The organism is Streptomyces sp. NPDC052079 (assembly GCF_040680275.1).
GTDB lineage: Bacteria > Actinomycetota > Actinomycetes > Streptomycetales > Streptomycetaceae > Streptomyces.
Genome location: NZ_JBFAWL010000003.1, coordinates 361,343 through 378,398, shown reverse-complemented (window position 1 = coordinate 378,398; position 17,056 = coordinate 361,343). Strand labels below are relative to the sequence as shown.

Here is a 17,056-nt window from a genome sequence, read left to right as displayed (position 1 = left end):
AGCCCATGGATCTCGGCGTCCGCTGGACACTGCACGGCGGCGACGGACGCACCCCGGCCCCCGGCGCGGTGGTCCGCCCCGACGAACGGCTCTCCTGGCCCCGCACCGTGGGCCTCGGCGCCCAGCACGTCGTGGCGATGTTCGGGGCGTCGTTCGTCGCCCCGGTGCTCATGGGTCTGGACCCCAACCTGGCGATCATGATGTCGGGCGTCGCGACCGTCGTCTTCCTGCTGGCCACCCGCGGCCGGGTGCCCAGCTACCTGGGCTGTTCTCTCTCCTTCGTCGGCGTCGCCGCGGTGATCCGGGCGCAGGGCGGGTCCAGCGCCACCGTCACGGGCGCGGTGTTCGTGGTCGGGGCCGCGCTGTTCCTGGTGGGTCTGGCGGTGCGGCGCTTCGGGGCACGGATCATCCACGCCACGATGCCGCCGATCGTGACCGGCGCGGTGGTGATGCTGATCGGCTTCAACCTGGCGCCGGTGACCGCCGCCACCTACTGGCCGCAGGACCAGTGGACGGCCCTGTTCGTGATGCTGTTCACCGGTCTGGCCGTGGTCTGTCTGCGCGGCTTCTGGTCCCGGATCGCGATCTTCCTCGGTCTGGTCTTCGGGTACGCCCTGTCCTGGGCGCAGGACCGGATCTTCGGGCAGATCCACTCGGCGGACGCGAGCGGCAAGGTCACCGACCACTGGCGCCTCGACCTGTCCGGGGTGGGCCGGGCCGACTGGATCGGCCTGCCGGACCTGCACGGCCCGTCCTTCGAGTGGTCGGCGATCCTGGTCGCCCTGCCGGTGGTCATCGCGCTGATCGCCGAGAACGCAGGGCATGTCAAGGCGGTCGGCGAGATGACCGGCGACAACCTCGACGACAAGCTCGGCACGGCCATCTCCGCCGACGGTGTCGGCTCCATGCTGTCGACCGCCGTCGGCGGCCCGCCGAACACCACCTACTCGGAGAACATCGGCGTGATGGCCGCGACGCGCGTGTACTCCACGGCCGCGTACTGGGCCGCCGCCGGTTTCGCCCTGCTGTTCGGCCTCTGCCCGAAGTTCGGCGCGGTCGTGGCGGCCATTCCGGGCGGGGTGCTCGGCGGGATCACGGTGATCCTCTACGGCATGATCGGCCTGCTCGGCGCCCAGATCTGGACCAACGCCAAGGTGGATCTGCGCAATCCGCTGAATCTCGTACCGGCCGCGGCGGGCATCATCATCGGCGTCGGCAATGTCTCGATGGAGTTCACCGACACCTTCTCGCTCAGCGGTATCGCCCTGGGCACGCTGGTGGTCATCACCGGCTACCACGCGCTGCGCGCCTTCGCCCCCGCCCACCTCAAGACGCAGGAGCCGCTGCTCGACGAGGGCACGTCCTCCTACGACGCGGAAGGTCAGCGCGCCAAGTCGTAGGCGTACGACGGGGTGAAGGTGCCCGGCGCTCCCTTGCAGCCGTCCGACTCGCCGGGGAGCTTCACCCACAGATAGCCGTGGATCCCGGCCTCGCCGGTGCTCAGCGTCGGGGTCCGGCCGAGCTTGCGGCCCGCCGGGTCGCACCACTCGCCGTCCGCCGGCGCGCCGTTGCCGTTGCGGCTGGTGTCGATGACCGCGCCGAGGGTCGACGGGCCGCCGAGGGCGTCGAGCACGGCACGGTCGTAGGCGATCTCGTCGGCTGTGCTGTGGAAGTTGGAGACGTTGCTGAAGATGCCGTCGGAGGAGGCGGCCGAGGCGGCCCCGGCCTGCCGCAGCCAACCCGCCTGCTTCGCCGGCGCGTTCCAGCCGGAGTGCCCGGCGTCGAAGTAGACCCGGGCCCGGGGGTTGGCCTGCTTCATCACCCGTCCGGCGCGGGCCAGCGAGGCGAAGCGGTCGGCGCGCTGTCCGGCGGAGAGGCATTCGGACTGGGCGATCGAGTCGGGCTCGAGGATCACGATGACCTCGCCGCTGCCCAGTCCGGCGGCGAAGCGGTCGATCCACGCGTCGTAGGCACCCAGATCGGGTGCTCCGCCCTGGGAGTGCCCGCCGCAGTCGCGGTCGGGGATCGCGTACGGCACGAGGACCGGCGTCCGGCCCTGGGCGGCGCCGCCGGACGCCACGGCGCGCACCCGGGACATGATCGAGTCCGGCGAGTAGTCGGCGAACCAGACGGCCGCCGGCTGATCGGCAATCCGGGACTCTATGACCGCGCGGCGCGAATCACCGGGGTTGGCCCGGACCCAGTCCAGGACCTGGCTCTCGGGGTGCCGGTACAGACGGGTGGACACGGCCGTGGCCTGCCGTTTCTTCTCGGTCCTGGAGGAGGACGGCTTGGGACTCGCCTTCTTCTTCGCACTGGCCGTCGGCGACGGGGACGCGGTGGCCGACGGGGAGGGCGACGGCACGGCGGGCAGCGGTTGCAGGCGCGGCGACGCGGAGACCTCGGGACGGGCCTCGTCCGCACCGCGCCCCTGACCGATCGCCGAGATCATCCCGGTGGCCGTGCCGACGGCGACCACGACGGAGGCCGCGGCGACCATCGTGCCGCGACGGGCGGCACGGCGGCGCTCCGCTCTTTGTGTGGACAGGCGCTGGGCACGCGAGCCTGGCACAGTACTGCTCCCCCTCCCCCACGGCGGTGTGCGTTCCCCCGTTCCGGGGAAGCGTCGGGCCCGCCGCCACTGGCACCACCCTAAAGGTGCCACTCTGCGCTCATGGCGCAAGGCGAACAAGTCCCGACTCCCGTGGACGGGGTCGTCTCCCGTTTGCGCGCCCTGGACGCGGCCCTGCCGGCGGGGGACGGGGTGGCGGTCTTCAACCGTGTCTACCTCGCCGTGACGGAGGCCGTGGACCGGCGCATCGACGCCGGACGATTCCCGGACGCGCGGGCGGCGATCGCGCTGGACGTGCGGTTCGCGGAGCGCTATCTGGCCGCGGTCGACGCGGTGTTGGAGGAACGGCGGCCACCGGCCTGCTGGCGTCCGTTGTTCGCGTTCCGGCACCATCCGGGCGTACGTCCGCTGCAGTTCGCGCTCGCGGGCATCAACGCGCACATCGGCCACGATCTGGCGCTGGCCGTCGTGGACACCTGTCGTACGCTGACCTGCGAACCCGTCGACCTGGAAGACGAGTTCGACCGGGTCGGCGATCTCCTTCTCTCGCTGGAGGAACGCATCCGCGAGGAACTGACGCCGGGCCCCGATCTGCTGCGGATCGCCGATCCGCTGACCCATCTGCTCGGCGCGTGGAGCCTGGAACGCGCCCGGGACGCCGCATGGACGGCGGCACGTGCCCTGTGGGCGCTGCGCGGACTGCCGGACATCGCCGGTGAGTTCACCGAGCGACTGGACACGGCGGTGGGTTTCGCCGGCCGCATGCTGCTCACCCCACTGCCTGACTGATCGGCCGTGGTGGGTGCGAAGCCCGCCCGGCCGATTCCGGTCCTGCTGCCCGCGGGCAGCGCCAGGGCCCGGCGGCGGGTCGTCGACCACGCCGACGCCTGGATGCCCACCGGCATGGCCGTCGAGGCCCTGACCGCGCAGTGGCGGCCGTTGCAGGAACTGGCCGCCGAACGCGGGCGCACCGAGCCGCTGCGCACGGTGCTGCGGGTGAACACGGTGTACTCGCCGGGGAGCCGGACGGGAGCGGACCGGCGGCCCTTCCACGGCGGCGTCGACCAGATCGTCGAGGACCTGGTCGCGCACGCCGCGACCGGTCCGGACGAGATGCTGATCGACCTGCAGAGCTCCACGCGTGACGCCGAAGAACTCAAGGACGTCGCCGCCGAGGTGTACGAGAAGGCACGGGCCGCCGGCGTCCGATCGGGGTCAGTCCTCCGGGAGTTCGACCGGGGCGATCTCGTCGTAGAGGTCGCCCGGGCCCGGGTTGGCCGGGTCGGTCTCGCCGCCGAGGTGGTGCATCACACCCCAGACCGCGTTCAGCGCGGTCTGGACAGCACCCTCGGCCCAGCCCGCCGTCCAGGAGATGTCGTCACCGGCGAGGAAGATGCCCCGCTTGTCCTCCGGCAGCGCCTCCTGCATGAAGTGGGTGAACAGGCGCCGCTGGTAGCGGTAGTGGCCGGGCAGATTGGCCTTGAACGCACCCATGAAGTAGGGCTCGTTCTCCCAGGAGACGGTCACCGGGTTGCCGATGATGTGCTTCCTGATGTCGACCTTGGGGTAGATCTCGCCGAGCGACTTCAGCATGACCTCCATCCGCTCGTTCGCGGACAGCGGCAGCCACTTCAGGCTGTCGTCGCACCAGGTGTACGACAGACAGATCACGGCCGGCTTGTCGGGACCGTCGTCCAGCAGGTACGTCCCACGCGTCATCCGGTCGGTGAGCGTCATCGACATGACGTCCCGCCCGGTCTCCTCGTCCTTGTCGAGCCAGAACGGCCGGTCCACGGGCACGAAGAGCTTGGAGCTCTCCATGTAGTGGGTCCGCTCGATGGCGGTCCAGTGATCGATGGGGAAGAGCGAGTCGTCGCAGGCGATCTTGGAGAGCAGCATCCAGGACTGGGCGGTGAAGATCGCCGCCCGATACGTGCGGATGTCGCCGTCGGCGTCCGTCACCGTGATCCGGTTGCCCGCGGTGCGGGTGAGCCGGGTCACGGCCGGGCGCGGCTCGCCGTCCACGTGGAGGGACTTCAGCGAGGTGCCGAAGGGCCAGTGGACGATCTTCTCCGGCTCCCGCTCCCACAGCCGCAGGGGCAGCTGCTGGGAGCCGCCGACGATGCCGCGGTGATGGTCGTCGGCCTCGGTGTAGACGACCCGCAGAATCTCCAGGATGGAGTTGGGGAAGTCGGTGTCCCACCCGCCGGTCCCGAACCCGACCTGCCCGAAGATCTCCCGGTGCCGGAAGGACTTGAAGGCCTCCGACTCACAGAGGAACCCGTAGAAGGTCTGGTTGTCGAGCTTCTCGACCAGCTTCGCCCAGATCTCCCGGATGCGCGGCACGTCCCGCTCGCGCAGGGCCCGGTTCATGTCGGAGAAGTCGGCACCCTCCTCCAGGCACCGCGCCCAGGCGTCGGCGACGTCCCGGTAGACCTGCGGCAGATCGTCAAGCGTCTCGGCGTAGTGCGACTCGCCCTTGAGGTCCACAACGGTGGAAGGCGTGGCCTCGGCGAGAGGGTTGGGAAAGGCCCGGGTGCGAAGTCCCACCAGGTCGATGTAGTGCTGGAGGGCGGTGGAGGACGGCGGGAAGCGCATGGCGCCCATCTCGGCGGTCAGCGCGGGGTCACAGCCCTCGAACCCCACGGTCCGCAGCCGCCCGCCGATCCGGTCGGCCTCGTAGACCACCGGCTTGAGCCCCATTTTCATCAGCTCGTACGCGGCGACGATGCCGGAGAGACCGCCGCCGATGACGGCGACCTCGGTGCCGTGCTCGGTGGCGGGCACCTGCCCGAGACCGGCTGGATGGGCGAGGAAGTCGTCGTACGCGTACGGGAAGTCCGGGCCGAACATGGTGATCGGCGGCTGCTGCTCGTCGGTGTGCTCGACGGCGTTGGGCACCGTGGACGTCATGGGGGTACGGACTCCTTGCGGGGGTGGTACGGGGGAGGTTCAGACGAGGGACCCGTAAAGGGCGGGGCGGCGGTCCTGGAGATACGGGTTGTTCTCGCGGGAGGCGGCGAGGAACACGGGGTCGGCGTCGGCGAGGACGAGTTCCTCGGTGCGCCCGGCCCGGGTGCGGGCGACTCCGTCGGGGGCGGCGAGTGTGGACAGGCCGACGAACTCGAACTCGCCCTCCTGGCCGACCCGGTTGACGTACGCGATGTACATCTGGTTCTCGAACGCTCGGACCGGCACGACGGCTTCGGCGACGAACTGGAAGGGGTGGAGCTGCGCCGTGGGCACCAGCAGAAGGTCGGTGCCGGCGAGGGCGTGGGCGCGGACGTTCTCCGGGAACTCGACGTCGTAGCAGATCATCAGGCCGACGGTGAGGCCGTCGAGCTGGGCCTGGACGACAGTCTGCTCGCCCGGGGTGAAGTGGTCCCGCTCCAAGGAGCCGTACAAGTGCGTCTTGCGGTAGTTCGCGAGGTGGGTGCCGTCGGCGGAGACGAGCTGGACGGAGTTGTACACCGTGTCGCCGGCGCGCTCCGGGTAGCCGTAGGCGACGGCGAGGCGGTGCCGGGCGGCGGTCTCCGCGATCGCGTCGGCGGCGTCGCCGTCGGCGGGCTCGGCGAGCCGGCGGAGATCGTCGCCGATGGCGTATCCGGTCAGGAACAGTTCCGGGGTGACGAGCAGCGCGGCGCCTGCGGCGGCGGCGCGGGCGGCTGCGTCGTCGAGGACCTTGAGGTTCTCGGCGACGGATCCGGGCCGGCCGGAGCTCTGGAGCAGGGCGGTGCGCATGCGTGTTCCTCACGGGTACGCGGGGGTTTTGGGGGCCAGGTAGACGGTACGGTCGGGCGGCTCGGGGGGACAAGGAGGAGCCGTTGCGTGCTGGTGAGGGGTTTGTTGCGTCGGGGGTGGGGTTGGCGGCGATTCGTTGCCGAACAGCAGCGCCGGACCCGGCCCCGCACCACCCACCCACCGTGGGCGCTACCCAAGCCCCCACCCCACCCGCAGATCGCCGCAGGCGTCACGCCCGCGCCTTCGCGAACAGCAGCGCCGCCGTCGCCAGGTACGGCACCGCGAGTACCGCGAAGGCCGTGCTGTGCGCGTGCCCCGAGGCGATCAGCGCGTAGACGCCGAACGTGCCGACCGTCGCCAGCTCCGTTCCCAGCCCCGCGACCGAGGTCAGCGTCGCCCGCCCGGAGTCCTCGATGCGCCGCTGCAGCCGGGCGTCGGCCAGCACGGTCGCCGCCTGGAACCCGCCGAAGGCGAGAGCGACGAGGACCAGCCCCCACGGAGTGCCGTCGGCCGCGCCGAGGACCAGCGCCAGACCGGCACCGGCCAGCAGCGCCGCGAGACCACGTCTACCGAGCCGCTCACCCTCACCCGCCAACAGGCTCCCGGCCGTGGCACCGGCCCAGATCACCAACAGCAGATACGGCACCGTCCCGTCCGCGACACCGGTGTCGCGGACCAGCAGCGGCGTGTACTCGTCGAGGGCGCCCCACACCGCGCTCACGGCCGCGACCAGCAGCAGCGCCCCCCGCACGGACCGGTCGGCGCGCGCCTCCGCGAGCCCGGCGCGCAGGGTCCCGGTCCAGGACCCGTGCCCGTCGGCGGGGGTGCGGTGCTCCGGGAACCGCAGCGCCGTGGCGGCTGTCAGCAGACACACCAGCACGCTCGCGGCGCCGACGGCGGCGTGCCCGCCCCAGGTGAGCACGGGACCGGCGAGTCCCATCGCCGCCATCACGGCGACCAGACCGGCGGCCCGGGCCCGTCCCATGATCCGGGCGTAGTCCCCAGCCGCGTCGAGCCGTTCCAGCTCGTCGTAGACCAGCGCCTCCAGCGCACCGGACCCGAGCGCACCGCCGGCGCCCCACAGCACGAAGCCGAGGGCGAAGGCGCCGTACGACGGCAGCAGGACCCACAGGGCGAGGCCGGCAGCGGTCAGCAGCGGGCCGAGCCACAGCAGCAGCCGGCGGGAGACCGTGTCGGCCCAGGCCCCGGAGGGGACCTCCAGCAGCACGCCGGTGATCGACCAGAGGGCGAACAGGGAGGAGATCTGCCAGACGGACAGCCCGGTGTCGCTGAACAGCAGCGCGTACACCGGGTACAGCAGAACGAATTCTTCGAGGAACGAGTAGCCGTACAGCGTGGTCGTCAGCCGTCGCACACGGACGTCGGAGGCACGCGTGGGCGTGAGAGTCATGAGGCCTTCCCGAAAGGGCAGTTCGGACACCGGACGTGGAGGACGTACGGCGTCCGAGGCGGCCCTCGGGCGGCCCGACTGGTGGATCAATGTCGCCAGATCATGACACCCATGCTAGCCCCCCACACCCACCGCTCACCGCCCCCGCGCAGACATCGCAGGCGGCAGCACCACATCACCGCTGCGCTTCAGACGCTGCCAGGGCAGCCGGTAGCCGTTGACAGCGGTCAGGCAGGCCTGGAGAAGCACCAGGTACATGAGCTGGCGGTACACCACCTGCTGCAACGGGAGCGCCCACAGCGGCCGGAGGCTCTCCCCGTCGAGGCGGAAGGCATAAGCCGCGCAGACGGTCTGCACGGCCAGCACACCCGTCCAGGCAAGCATCGTGGTGAGCGGGTTGCCGAACACCAGGCCGTAGACCATCAGCAGGTCGATGAGCGGGGCGAGGAGCGGGGTGACGATCTGGAACACGGCCAGCAGCGGCAGGCCGAGGCGCCCGAAGTGCCCCGCGTGGCCGCGCTCGACCAGCGCGTGCCGGTGTTTCCAGGCGGCCTGCATGGTGCCGTAGCTCCATCGGTAGCGTTGGCGCCACAGTTGCCGCAGAGAGGCCGGCACCTCGGTCCAGGCGAGCGCGTCCTCGACGTAGCGGACCTGCCACCCGGCCCGGTGCAGGGCCATGGTGATGTCGGTGTCCTCGGCGAGGGTGTCGTCGCTCATCGTCCCGGCCTCCCGCAGGGCCGTGACGCGAAAGGCACCCACGGCGCCGGGGATGGTGGGCATGCAGCTCAGCAGGTCGTACATGCGGCGGTCGAGGTTGAAGCCCATGACGTACTCGATGTGCTGCCAACGGCCGAGCAGACCGCGGCGGTTGCCGACCTTGGCGTTGCCCGCGGTGGCGCCGACGGCCGGGTCGGCGAACGGCTGGACGAGGCGTCGTACGGTCGAGGGGGCGAAGACCGTGTCCGCGTCGAGCATGACGACGAGGTCGTGGGAGGCCCGCCGGACGCCGGTGTTGAGGGCGGAGGCCTTGCCGCGGTTCGGCTGCCGTACGACGGTGACCGCGTCGAGTCGGAGCGACTCCGCGATGTCGGCGGTGCCGTCGTCGGAGCCGTCGTCCACGACGATGATCTCGACGGGGTGGTCGCCGGCCGCGAGCGAACGGAGCGTCTTGGCGATGCACAGCTTCTCGTTGTGCGCGGGTACGACGACACTGACCGGCCGCGTCACGGATGCGCCAGGGTGCACGCGCGGACGCCGGCGGGCGTGGTGACGGGCGAGGACGAGCAGCAGTGCGCACCGGCCGAGGACGAGGATGCCGACGGTGAGCAGCAGCACGCCGAGGACGGACATCGTCGCCCCGGACACGCTCACGGCGGCCACGAACACACGTCCCTTCCACAGGGTGCCGGTGTCGACGGGGCTGCTGAGGCTGTCGGTGCCGAGGACGTCGGCGAGGGTGGTGAAGCGGTAGCCCTCGGCCTGGAGCCTGGGGATCAGGATGTCGAGGGCCGCGACGGTCTGGGACCGGTCCCCTCCCGCGTCGTGCAGGAGGACGACCATGCCGCGGCCCGGCGCGCTCGGGGCGGCCGCGTCGGCGATCGCGCGGGCTCCCGGGCGCTGCCAGTCCCTGGTGTCCTGGTCGATGAAGGACAGGACGTAGCCCTTGTCACCCAGGTGCCGTGCGGCGGACCAGTCCGCCCCGTCCAGTGCGGCGGTGGTGGAGGAGTAGGGCATCCGCAGGAGCGAGCTGTTGACGCCCGCGGCCCCGGCGAGGGCGAGCTGGGTCAGCGCCATCTCGCGGTCGATGTCGCTCTCGGAACGGGTGGACAGGTCCGGGTGGGAGAAGGTGTGGACGCCGATCTCGTGACCGGAGCGGATGACGTCGCGCAGGACCCCGGGGTGATGGACCGCCTGCTGTCCGGTGACGAAGAAGGTGCCGGGTGTGCCGTGCCGGTCGAGGACGGCCCGGATGCGGGGCGTCCACACGGGGTCGGGGCCGTCGTCGAAGGTGAGGACCACGGTCCGGTCGGGCGGGCGGTAGGTGTTGAGGCTGCCGCGGGTGGTGTCCAGGACCGGGCCGCCGTCGGCGACCTCGCGGGGTACCCCGGCAGGGGGCCGCGCGGTGCGCCCCTCCTGGTCCCCGGAGAAGGTCCGCGTCGTGTACCCCTGGGCCAGCAGCACGGAGACGACGAAGGCCAGGAGGACGAGCGGAACGACGATGCGGAAGCGGTGACGGGAGGGCAGAGGCGCCCGGTTCCTCCGCGGCCCCGGGGTCGTCGGTGGGGGCCGGACCGGCGAGTGGGGGCGCCTGCCCATCACTCCGCCGGCGGGGCCTCGGAGTCGGGCGAATCATCCGTGCCCGCAGAGGGACCGTCCGTCCCGGTAGAAGGACTGTCCGTCCCCGCAGACGGGTCATCCGTCCCCGAAGAAGGACTGTCCGTCCCCGCAGACGGGCCATCCGTCCCCGAGGAAGGACCGTCCGTACCCCCAGACGGGTCATCCGTCCCCCCAGACGGGTTATCCGTCCCCGCGGACGGACCATCCGTACCCGCGGACGGATCATCCGTCCCCGAAGACGGACCATCGGTCCCACCAGACGGATCACCCGGAGCCGACGGAGGCGCCGGATCGTCCCCGGTACCGGTCGGCGGCGCCGTCGGGTCCTCGGGGCCGGGGGCAGGCGCGTCGGGCTCGTCCGGAGACGGCGGATCCCCGTCGTCTTCGCCCGGACCCCACGGCACCGGACCACCGGGAATGAACGGAGCCGCCGGGCCGAGGACCGAGTCCTCGGACGACGTGGACGGCGGAACCAGCAAGGCTCCCGCACCGAACTGATCGCCGCCGACGTCTCCCGCAGCGATCCGCCCCGGGTCGAGAACCCCGCTCGGCGGGAGCGTTTCCCCGTCCGGGCCCTGCGGCTCCGGCATCGCCGGCGCCGTGGCCTCCCCGGGCAGCGGCGGCAGCAGGGCGCTCGGCGCGAAGGGCGTCGCCCCCATGAGGGTGAGCGCCAGTACAGCCAGATACGCGGCCGCCGCTCCTGCCAAGCCGTACCAGGTGCGCTGGACGATCCGCGCGCGCCTGCCGGTGGAGTCGACAAACACGGGGAGGTTCGGATCAGCCGACGAACCTATCCCGCTTTGTCCGGAATTATCCTGACTCAGCATGAGCCCAGCGTACGCCGGTACGGGCCTGCCTACGTCGGTGAGCCCGAGGAGAACCGCCGCAGCAGCGGTGACAGCACCAGCACCGACTTGGTCCGCTCCACGAACGGCTCACCCGCGATGCGCTCCAGGACCCGTTCGAAGTGCCGCATGTCGGAGGCGAAGACCTGGGCGACCGCGTCCGCGTCACCGGTGACGGTGGAGGCGGCGACGACCTCCTGGTAGCGCTCCAGGCCCCGCCGGATGGTCTCCGGGGACGTGTTGCTGCGGCAGTAGATCTCGACGAACCCCTCCGTCTCCCAGCCGAGGGCCGCGGGGTCCACGCGTACGGTGAATCCGGTGATGGCCCCGGTGGCGCGCAGCCGGTCCACCCGCCGCTTCACGGCGGGCGCGGACAGGCCGACGAGCTGGCCGATGTCCGCGTAGGAGCGGCGGGCGTCCTCGGCAAGGGCGTGCACGATGCGTTCGTCGAGATCGTTCAGCACTGCGGGTGGTTCACTTCGCTTCTGATGCGGCCGGTGCGGCGGCGAGCCGGGAACGGCGGTAGCCGTAGAGGAAGTAGAACACGAGCCCGACGACCATCCAGATGCCGAAGACCACCCAGGTGGCGGTGGACAGGCTGCCCATCATCCACACGCAGAACGCGAAGCCCACGGCGGGCAGCACCGGCGACAGAGGCACCCGGAAGGTGCGGGGCATCTCCGGGCGGGTCCGGCGCAGCACCACGACGGCCACGTTGACCAGCGCGAACGCGAACAGGGTGCCGATGCTGGTGGCGTCGGCGAGCTGGCCGAGCGGGATGGCGGCGGCGAGCACGCCGCAGAAGAGGGAGACGATCAGGGTGTTGGTGCGGGGCGTGCCGGTCTTCGGGCTGACCTTGGCGAACGCCTTGGGCACGAGCCCGTCCCGGGCCATGGCGAACAGGATGCGGGTCTGCCCGTAGAGCACAGTCAGGACGACGCTCGCGATGGCGATGACGGCGCAGAACGCCAGCAGCGTGCCCCAGAAGGTCTGGCCGGTGACCTCGCGCATGATCTGGGCGAGTGCGGCCTCGGAGCCGGTGAACCGCTGCCAGGGCTTGGCACCCACGGCGACGGCGGCGACCAGGACGTACAGCGCGGTGATGATGGCGAGTGAGAGCAGGATGGCGCGGGGCAGGTCGCGCTGGGCGTTCCTCGCCTCCTCGCCGGCGGTGGAGGCCGCGTCGAAGCCGATGTACGAGAAGAAGAGCGTCGCCCCCGCGGCGCTGACACCGGCCATGCCGAGCGGCATGAAGTTCTCGTAGTTGCCGGAGCGGAAGCCCTGGGCGCCGATGGCGCAGAACAGCACCAGGGCGCCGATCTTCACGACGACCATGATGGTGTTGGCGCGGGCGGACTCGCGGGCGCCGCCCATCAGGAACGCCATGGCGAGCAGGACGACGATCAGCGCGGGCAGGTTGAAGACGCCGCCGTCGCCGGGCGGTGCGGACAGCGCGGCCGGGATGGTGACGCCGATGGTGCCGTCGAGCAGTTCGTTGAGGTACTCGCCCCAGCCGACGGCGACGGCGGCGACCGACACGCCGTACTCCAGCATCAGGCACCAGCCGCAGACCCAGGCGACGAGCTCGCCCATCGTTGCGTATGCATACGAGTAGGAGGAGCCGGAGACCGGGATGGTGCCCGCCAGCTCGGCGTAGGAGAGGGCGGAGAAGAGGGCCGTCAGTCCGGCTATGACGAAGGACAGCGTGACGGCCGGCCCCGCCTTGGGGACGGCCTCGCCGAGCACGACGAAGATGCCGGTGCCGAGGGTGGCACCGATGCTGATCATGGTCAGCTGCCACAGCCCCAGGGAGCGGCGCAGCGAGCCGCCCTCGCCCTGGCCACCCTCGGCGACCAGGCGTTCCACGGGCTTGCGGCGCATGAGGCGCCCGCCGACCCCCGGCGACTGCGGGGCGGCGGGACTTCCGTTGTGCGGGGGTGCGCCTTGGTCGAGCACGCGCTGACTCCTTCATCGCTGCCGGTCTTCCGCGGCAGGGACCGACAGCGTCCCGCGACAGCCGGGACCCGTCGAGCGGGCCCCCGCCGCACCACGTACAGCGCGTAACCCTACGAGGTTTGTCGTTGCTCGTGAAATGCAGCAACCTTGCGTACCTCCGCAAGATCATTGCGTTACTCACGGGGACGCGGGTGTTCATTGTGCGGGGGCTTTGGTCCGTTGCGTCCCTCGCCACCGGGAGGGGCCCGGAACACGCCGGGACACGCCGCGGCCCCCGCCGTTCCCGGGGGCGGGATCGGCGAGGGCCGGGCTGTGGAGGCTGCCGTCAGTTCCAGCTGGCGTGGAGGGGCTTGCCCTCGGCGTAGCCGGCGGCGCTCTGGATGCCCACGACGGCCTTCTCGGCGAACTCCTCCAGCGAGCCGGCACCGGCGTAGGTGCAGGAGGAGCGGACGCCCGCGATGATCGAGTCGATCAGGTCCTCCACGCCGGGACGCTCCGGGTCGAGGAACATCCGGGACGTCGAGATGCCCTCCTCGAACAACCCCTTGCGGGCCCGGTCGTACGCCGACTCCTCGGAGGTGCGCTTGCGCACGGCACGCGCGGAGGCCATCCCGAAGGACTCCTTGTAAGGGCGGCCGTCGGCGTCGTGCTGGAGGTCGCCCGGGGACTCGTAGGTCCCGGCGAACCAGGAGCCGATCATCACGTTGGACGCGCCGGCCGCGAGCGCCATGGCGACGTCGCGCGGGTGGCGGACACCGCCGTCGGCCCACACGTGCTTGCCGTACTTCCTCGCCTCGGCGGCGCACTCCAGGACGGCGGAGAACTGCGGCCGGCCGACGCCGGTCATCATGCGGGTGGTGCACATGGCCCCGGGGCCGACACCGACCTTGACGATGTCCGCGCCGGCCTCGATCAGATCTCGGACGCCCTCGGCGGAGACGACGTTGCCGGCGACGACCGGGACCTGCGGGTCGAGGCCGCGCACCAGCTTGACCGCGCTGATCATCGAGTCCTGGTGACCGTGCGCCGTGTCGATGACGAGCGCGTCCACGCCCGCCTCCAGCAGTTGCTTCGCCTTGCCCGTCACATCGCCGTTGATGCCGACGGCGGCGGCGATGCGGAGCCTGCCGTGGGCGTCGGTGGCCGGGGTGTACAGGGTGGCGCGCAGGGCGCCCTTGCGGGTGAGGATGCCGGCCAGGCGGCCGTCCCGGTCCACGGCGGGCGCATAGCGCCGGTTGGCGGCGTCAAGGGTGTTGAAGGCCTCGCGCGGATCCATGTCGGCGTCGATGAGGATCAGGTCCTTGGACATGACCTCCTCGAGCTGGGTGAAGCGGTCCACGCCGGACAGGTCGGCGTCGGTGACCACGCCGACCGGCCGGTGTCCGTCGTCGACGACGACGCCCGCGTTGTGGGCGCGCTTGGGCAGCAGGGCGAGCGCGTCGGCGACGGTCTGGTGAGGTGCCAGCACGATCGGGGTGTCCAGGACCAGGTGGCGGCCCTTCACCCAGGTGACGACCTCGGTCACGACCTCGATCGGGATGTCCTGCGGTATGACGGTGAGCCCGCCGCGGCGCGCCACGGTCTCGGCCATGCGGCGGCCTGCGATGGCGGTCATGTTGGCGACGACGAGCGGGATGGTGGTGCCCGTGCCGTCCGGGGAGCTGAGGTCCACGTCCTGCCGCGAGCCGACGGCGGAGCGGCTCGGCACCATGAAGACGTCGTCGTACGTCAGGTCGTAGGCGGGCCGGATGTCGTTGAGGAAACGCACGTGCTGCACATCCCAGTTGATCAGAGGTGGCCCCCGGACAGGACAGCCAGGGGGAAGAGCACGTACTTCATTGTCCCATGTCGACCGGAATGCCATCCCCCGGGAGCATCGTCCAAGCTGGTCGGAGCGCTGCTCGGAGAATCCTCCGAAGGCCGCCGCGCGCAGGGGCGAAGCCCGCCGCCCCTCCGCGTCGGCCGCCGTCAGGCGGCGTCGGGGTCCGCGCGGTTGAGGGCGGACCGCGGGGCCGGTCCCGCCGTCATCAGGTAGTCCGCGGCCGACGTGTCCGTCACCAGACTGGTGACGAGACCGGAGCGCAGCACGGCGTCGATCGCGGGCCCCTTGCGCTGTCCGCCGGCGATCGCGACGACCTCGGGGACCCGGCGGAGCTGGTCGGTCTTGACGGTGATGCACCGCTCTCCGAGGTCCCGGCCGACCCGGCGTCCCTCCGCGTCGAAGAGGTGCGCGGACATCTCCGCGGCGACGCCGAGGGAGGCGTAGTGCGCCCGCTCCTCGTCGGTGAGCATGTCGTGCACCGTCGAGATGCCCGGCTCCCACGAGCCGATGGAGACACAGGCGACGGTGACCTTGTCGAAGTACTCGAAGGCCCGGGCGATCCCGGTCTGGTGGCGCAGCGCCTCCGCGGTGGCCGCATCCGGCAGCAGCATGGGCGCGTAGATGGGGTGGGCGTCGCCGCCCGACACCTGCGCGGCGCGCCGTACGGCCTCCACCGAGCCGCGCTCGGCGGTCCCGGCGTCGTACACACCTGTCAGCTGTACGACGGTGCAGGGCGGCAGCCGGTCCAGGGCCGCCGCCATGTGGATGGTGGACCGGCCCCAGGCCAGACCCAGTACATCTCCTTCGTTGACCAGCTCGCCGAGCAGGTCGGCGGCCACCTCTCCGAGGTTCTCGGGGTCGGGCGTCTCCTCTGCCTCGGCCGGGGACTCCACCACGACGGCGTGCCTGAGCCCGTAGCGGGCGCGGAGCGCGTCGGAGCGCTCGGCGTCGAGCTCGGCCGGGACTCGGATCTCGATCCGTACGAGATCCCGTTCGAGGGCGGTCTCCAGGACCCGGGCCACCTTGAAGCGGCTGACGCCGAACTCCTCGGCGATCTGGATCTTGGACTTGCCCTCGAGGTAGAAGCGGCGGGCCATGGCCGCCGCCTGCACCAGCTCAGCGGGTCCCATCCGCATGGCTGACCGGCCCGCCGACATACCCGACACGGCGCTCTCCTCACTGCTGTTCACACTCTGGATTCGCCGTTCATCCTTGCAGATCCGGCGCGGTCGATCAGCCCTGCCGGGGGCCGTTCATGTTCCTGACGCTCAGTGGTCGCATGCCCACGATGCCTTGGCGGTCGCGGCCTCCGCCTGATTGCGCAATGCACGTACCGCTTCGGCCGGGTCGGCTGCCCCGTACACGGCGGAACCCGCGACGAAGACATCGGCGCCGGCGTCCGCGCAGCGCTCGATGGTGGAGGCCGAGACACCGCCGTCGACCTGCAGCCAGAGCTCCAGGCCGTGCTTGCGGATCAGCTCACGGGTGCGGCGGATCTTCGGCAGCATGATGTCGAGGAACGGCTGCCCACCGAAGCCGGGCTCCACCGTCATGACCAGCAGCATGTCCAGTTCGGGCAGCAGATCCTCGTACGGCTCGATGGGCGTGGCCGGCCGCAGTGCCATGGAGGCGCGGGCGCCCTTGGCCCGGATCTCCCGGGCGAGCCGCACGGGGGCGGTGGCCGCCTCGACGTGGAAGGTGACGGAGCCGGCTCCCGCCTCCACGTACTGGGGCGCCCAACGGTCGGGGGCCTCGATCATCAGATGGCAGTCCAGCGGAGTGTCGGTCGCACGGGCCAGCGACTCCACGACCGGCGCGCCGAGCGTGAGGTTCGGGACGAAGTGGTTGTCCATGACGTCGACGTGGAGCCAGTCGGCTCCCTCGACCGCCTTCGCCTCGTCCGCGAGGCGTGCGAAGTCGGCGGACAGGATGCTGGGGCTGATCTGCGGGGCCATGCACCAAGACTGCCACGTTCCGCGGGGGTTGCCCGCACCGGTCCGCGTGACGGACGCCGCGACGGTCGGCCACGTCCGCACGGCGGTCCCGCACCCGTTCCTTTTTCCACCCCGGAACACCCCCTTGTCCGGATCCCGCCGGGCGGGCATCAACCGCGCAACCTCGCCCCGGCCGGGCACACCAGCACCGGTGCGCTGCTCGGCCGGGGGTGGGTGTCTCTCGCCGGCGCTTGCCGGGTGCCGCTGCGCCCACCTGCCGCCCCAGCGGCACGACTGCCCGCAGCTGCGGCAGCTCCCGCCTGGCCACCCGACCCCGCCCAGCCGGAACCAACCGACCACGCCCGCCAGGCGTTAGCGCAACCCACGCCCCGGACACACCCAGCCGATACCGCCCGGGGGCGGCCGGTCGTGCCTGGT

Annotated in this window: 12 protein-coding genes and 1 pseudogene; 3 read left to right on the top strand and 10 right to left on the bottom strand. The window is 71.5% G+C overall.

The window, feature by feature from the left end; translation table 11 throughout:
* Positions 1 to 5: 5 nt before the first annotated feature.
* The gene (locus AB0L56_RS09140; protein ID WP_365420615.1) at positions 6 to 1,400 is read left to right on the top strand and encodes a solute carrier family 23 protein; all 1,395 of its coding nucleotides are present in this window, start codon (positions 6 to 8) and stop codon (positions 1,398 to 1,400) included.
* Here the strand turns inward: AB0L56_RS09140 and AB0L56_RS09135 are convergent.
* A complete protein-coding gene (locus tag AB0L56_RS09135; protein ID WP_365420699.1) occupies positions 1,382 to 2,500 on the bottom strand; it encodes a glycoside hydrolase family 6 protein in 1,119 nt (372 codons plus the stop codon). The genes AB0L56_RS09140 and AB0L56_RS09135 overlap by 19 nt on opposite strands.
* Before the next feature lie 174 nt (positions 2,501 to 2,674).
* On the opposite strand from AB0L56_RS09135, the gene AB0L56_RS09130 reads away from it, so the two are divergent.
* Together AB0L56_RS09130 and AB0L56_RS09125 are read left to right on the top strand one after the other, a co-directional pair.
* Positions 2,675 to 3,361: a DUF5995 family protein gene (locus tag AB0L56_RS09130; RefSeq protein ID WP_361033352.1), complete on the top strand. Its 687-nt coding sequence runs from the start codon at positions 2,675 to 2,677 to the stop codon at positions 3,359 to 3,361.
* Positions 3,362 to 3,778, top strand: a pseudogene (locus AB0L56_RS09125) (LLM class F420-dependent oxidoreductase); the annotation flags it as partial.
* A gap of 9 nt (positions 3,779 to 3,787) precedes the next feature.
* Here the strand turns inward: AB0L56_RS09125 and AB0L56_RS09120 are convergent.
* The 9 genes from AB0L56_RS09120 to rpe all read right to left on the bottom strand — a co-directional run bounded on the left by AB0L56_RS09120 (position 3,788) and on the right by rpe (position 16,639).
* On the bottom strand, positions 3,788 to 5,485 hold the full coding sequence (locus AB0L56_RS09120; protein ID WP_361033349.1) for an NAD(P)/FAD-dependent oxidoreductase: 1,698 nt from the start codon (positions 5,483 to 5,485) through the stop codon (positions 3,788 to 3,790).
* 39 nt (positions 5,486 to 5,524) lie between these two features.
* Positions 5,525 to 6,313, bottom strand: a complete 789-nt coding sequence (locus tag AB0L56_RS09115; RefSeq protein WP_365420610.1) for a carbon-nitrogen hydrolase family protein — start codon at positions 6,311 to 6,313, stop codon at positions 5,525 to 5,527.
* Between the two features lie 229 nt (positions 6,314 to 6,542).
* Positions 6,543 to 7,724, bottom strand: a complete 1,182-nt coding sequence (locus tag AB0L56_RS09110) for an MFS transporter (protein WP_365420607.1) — start codon at positions 7,722 to 7,724, stop codon at positions 6,543 to 6,545.
* Between the two features lie 135 nt (positions 7,725 to 7,859).
* Positions 7,860 to 10,040, bottom strand: coding sequence for a bifunctional polysaccharide deacetylase/glycosyltransferase family 2 protein (locus AB0L56_RS09105; RefSeq protein WP_365420604.1), 2,181 nt, complete (start codon positions 10,038 to 10,040; stop codon positions 7,860 to 7,862).
* 877 nt (positions 10,041 to 10,917) lie between these two features.
* Positions 10,918 to 11,370, bottom strand: a complete 453-nt coding sequence (locus AB0L56_RS09100; RefSeq protein WP_361033338.1) for an Lrp/AsnC family transcriptional regulator — start codon at positions 11,368 to 11,370, stop codon at positions 10,918 to 10,920.
* Between the two features lie 10 nt (positions 11,371 to 11,380).
* Positions 11,381 to 12,862 (bottom strand): amino acid permease, encoded by a 1,482-nt coding sequence (locus AB0L56_RS09095; RefSeq protein WP_365420601.1) that lies wholly within the window; start codon positions 12,860 to 12,862, stop codon positions 11,381 to 11,383.
* 325 nt (positions 12,863 to 13,187) lie between these two features.
* Positions 13,188 to 14,630: a GuaB1 family IMP dehydrogenase-related protein gene (locus AB0L56_RS09090; RefSeq protein ID WP_361033526.1), complete on the bottom strand. Its 1,443-nt coding sequence runs from the start codon at positions 14,628 to 14,630 to the stop codon at positions 13,188 to 13,190.
* 200 nt (positions 14,631 to 14,830) lie between these two features.
* The gene (locus tag AB0L56_RS09085; protein ID WP_361033332.1) at positions 14,831 to 15,874 is read right to left on the bottom strand and encodes a sugar-binding domain-containing protein; all 1,044 of its coding nucleotides are present in this window, start codon (positions 15,872 to 15,874) and stop codon (positions 14,831 to 14,833) included.
* Between the two features lie 78 nt (positions 15,875 to 15,952).
* Positions 15,953 to 16,639 carry a ribulose-phosphate 3-epimerase gene (rpe, locus tag AB0L56_RS09080; RefSeq protein WP_361033329.1) on the bottom strand — a complete coding sequence of 229 codons (687 nt, stop codon included), beginning with the start codon at positions 16,637 to 16,639 and terminating at the stop codon, positions 15,953 to 15,955.
* Positions 16,640 to 17,056: the final 417 nt, after the last annotated feature.

Bases quoted from the DNA above. Each gene is read 5' to 3' on its own strand.
- AB0L56_RS09120 (WP_361033349.1), bottom strand. From the start codon at position 5,485: ATGACGTCCACGGTGCCCAACGCCGTCGAGCACACCGACGAGCAGCAG.
- AB0L56_RS09110 (WP_365420607.1), bottom strand. From the start codon at position 7,724: ATGACTCTCACGCCCACGCGTGCCTCCGACGTCCGTGTGCGACGGCTG.
- AB0L56_RS09135 (WP_365420699.1), bottom strand. From the start codon at position 2,500: ATGGTCGCCGCGGCCTCCGTCGTGGTCGCCGTCGGCACGGCCACCGGG.
- rpe (WP_361033329.1), bottom strand. From the start codon at position 16,639: ATGGCCCCGCAGATCAGCCCCAGCATCCTGTCCGCCGACTTCGCACGC.
- AB0L56_RS09140 (WP_365420615.1), top strand. From the start codon at position 6: ATGGATCTCGGCGTCCGCTGGACACTGCACGGCGGCGACGGACGCACC.
- AB0L56_RS09130 (WP_361033352.1), top strand. From the start codon at position 2,675: ATGGCGCAAGGCGAACAAGTCCCGACTCCCGTGGACGGGGTCGTCTCC.
- AB0L56_RS09115 (WP_365420610.1), bottom strand. From the start codon at position 6,313: ATGCGCACCGCCCTGCTCCAGAGCTCCGGCCGGCCCGGATCCGTCGCC.
- AB0L56_RS09105 (WP_365420604.1), bottom strand. From the start codon at position 10,040: ATGGGCAGGCGCCCCCACTCGCCGGTCCGGCCCCCACCGACGACCCCG.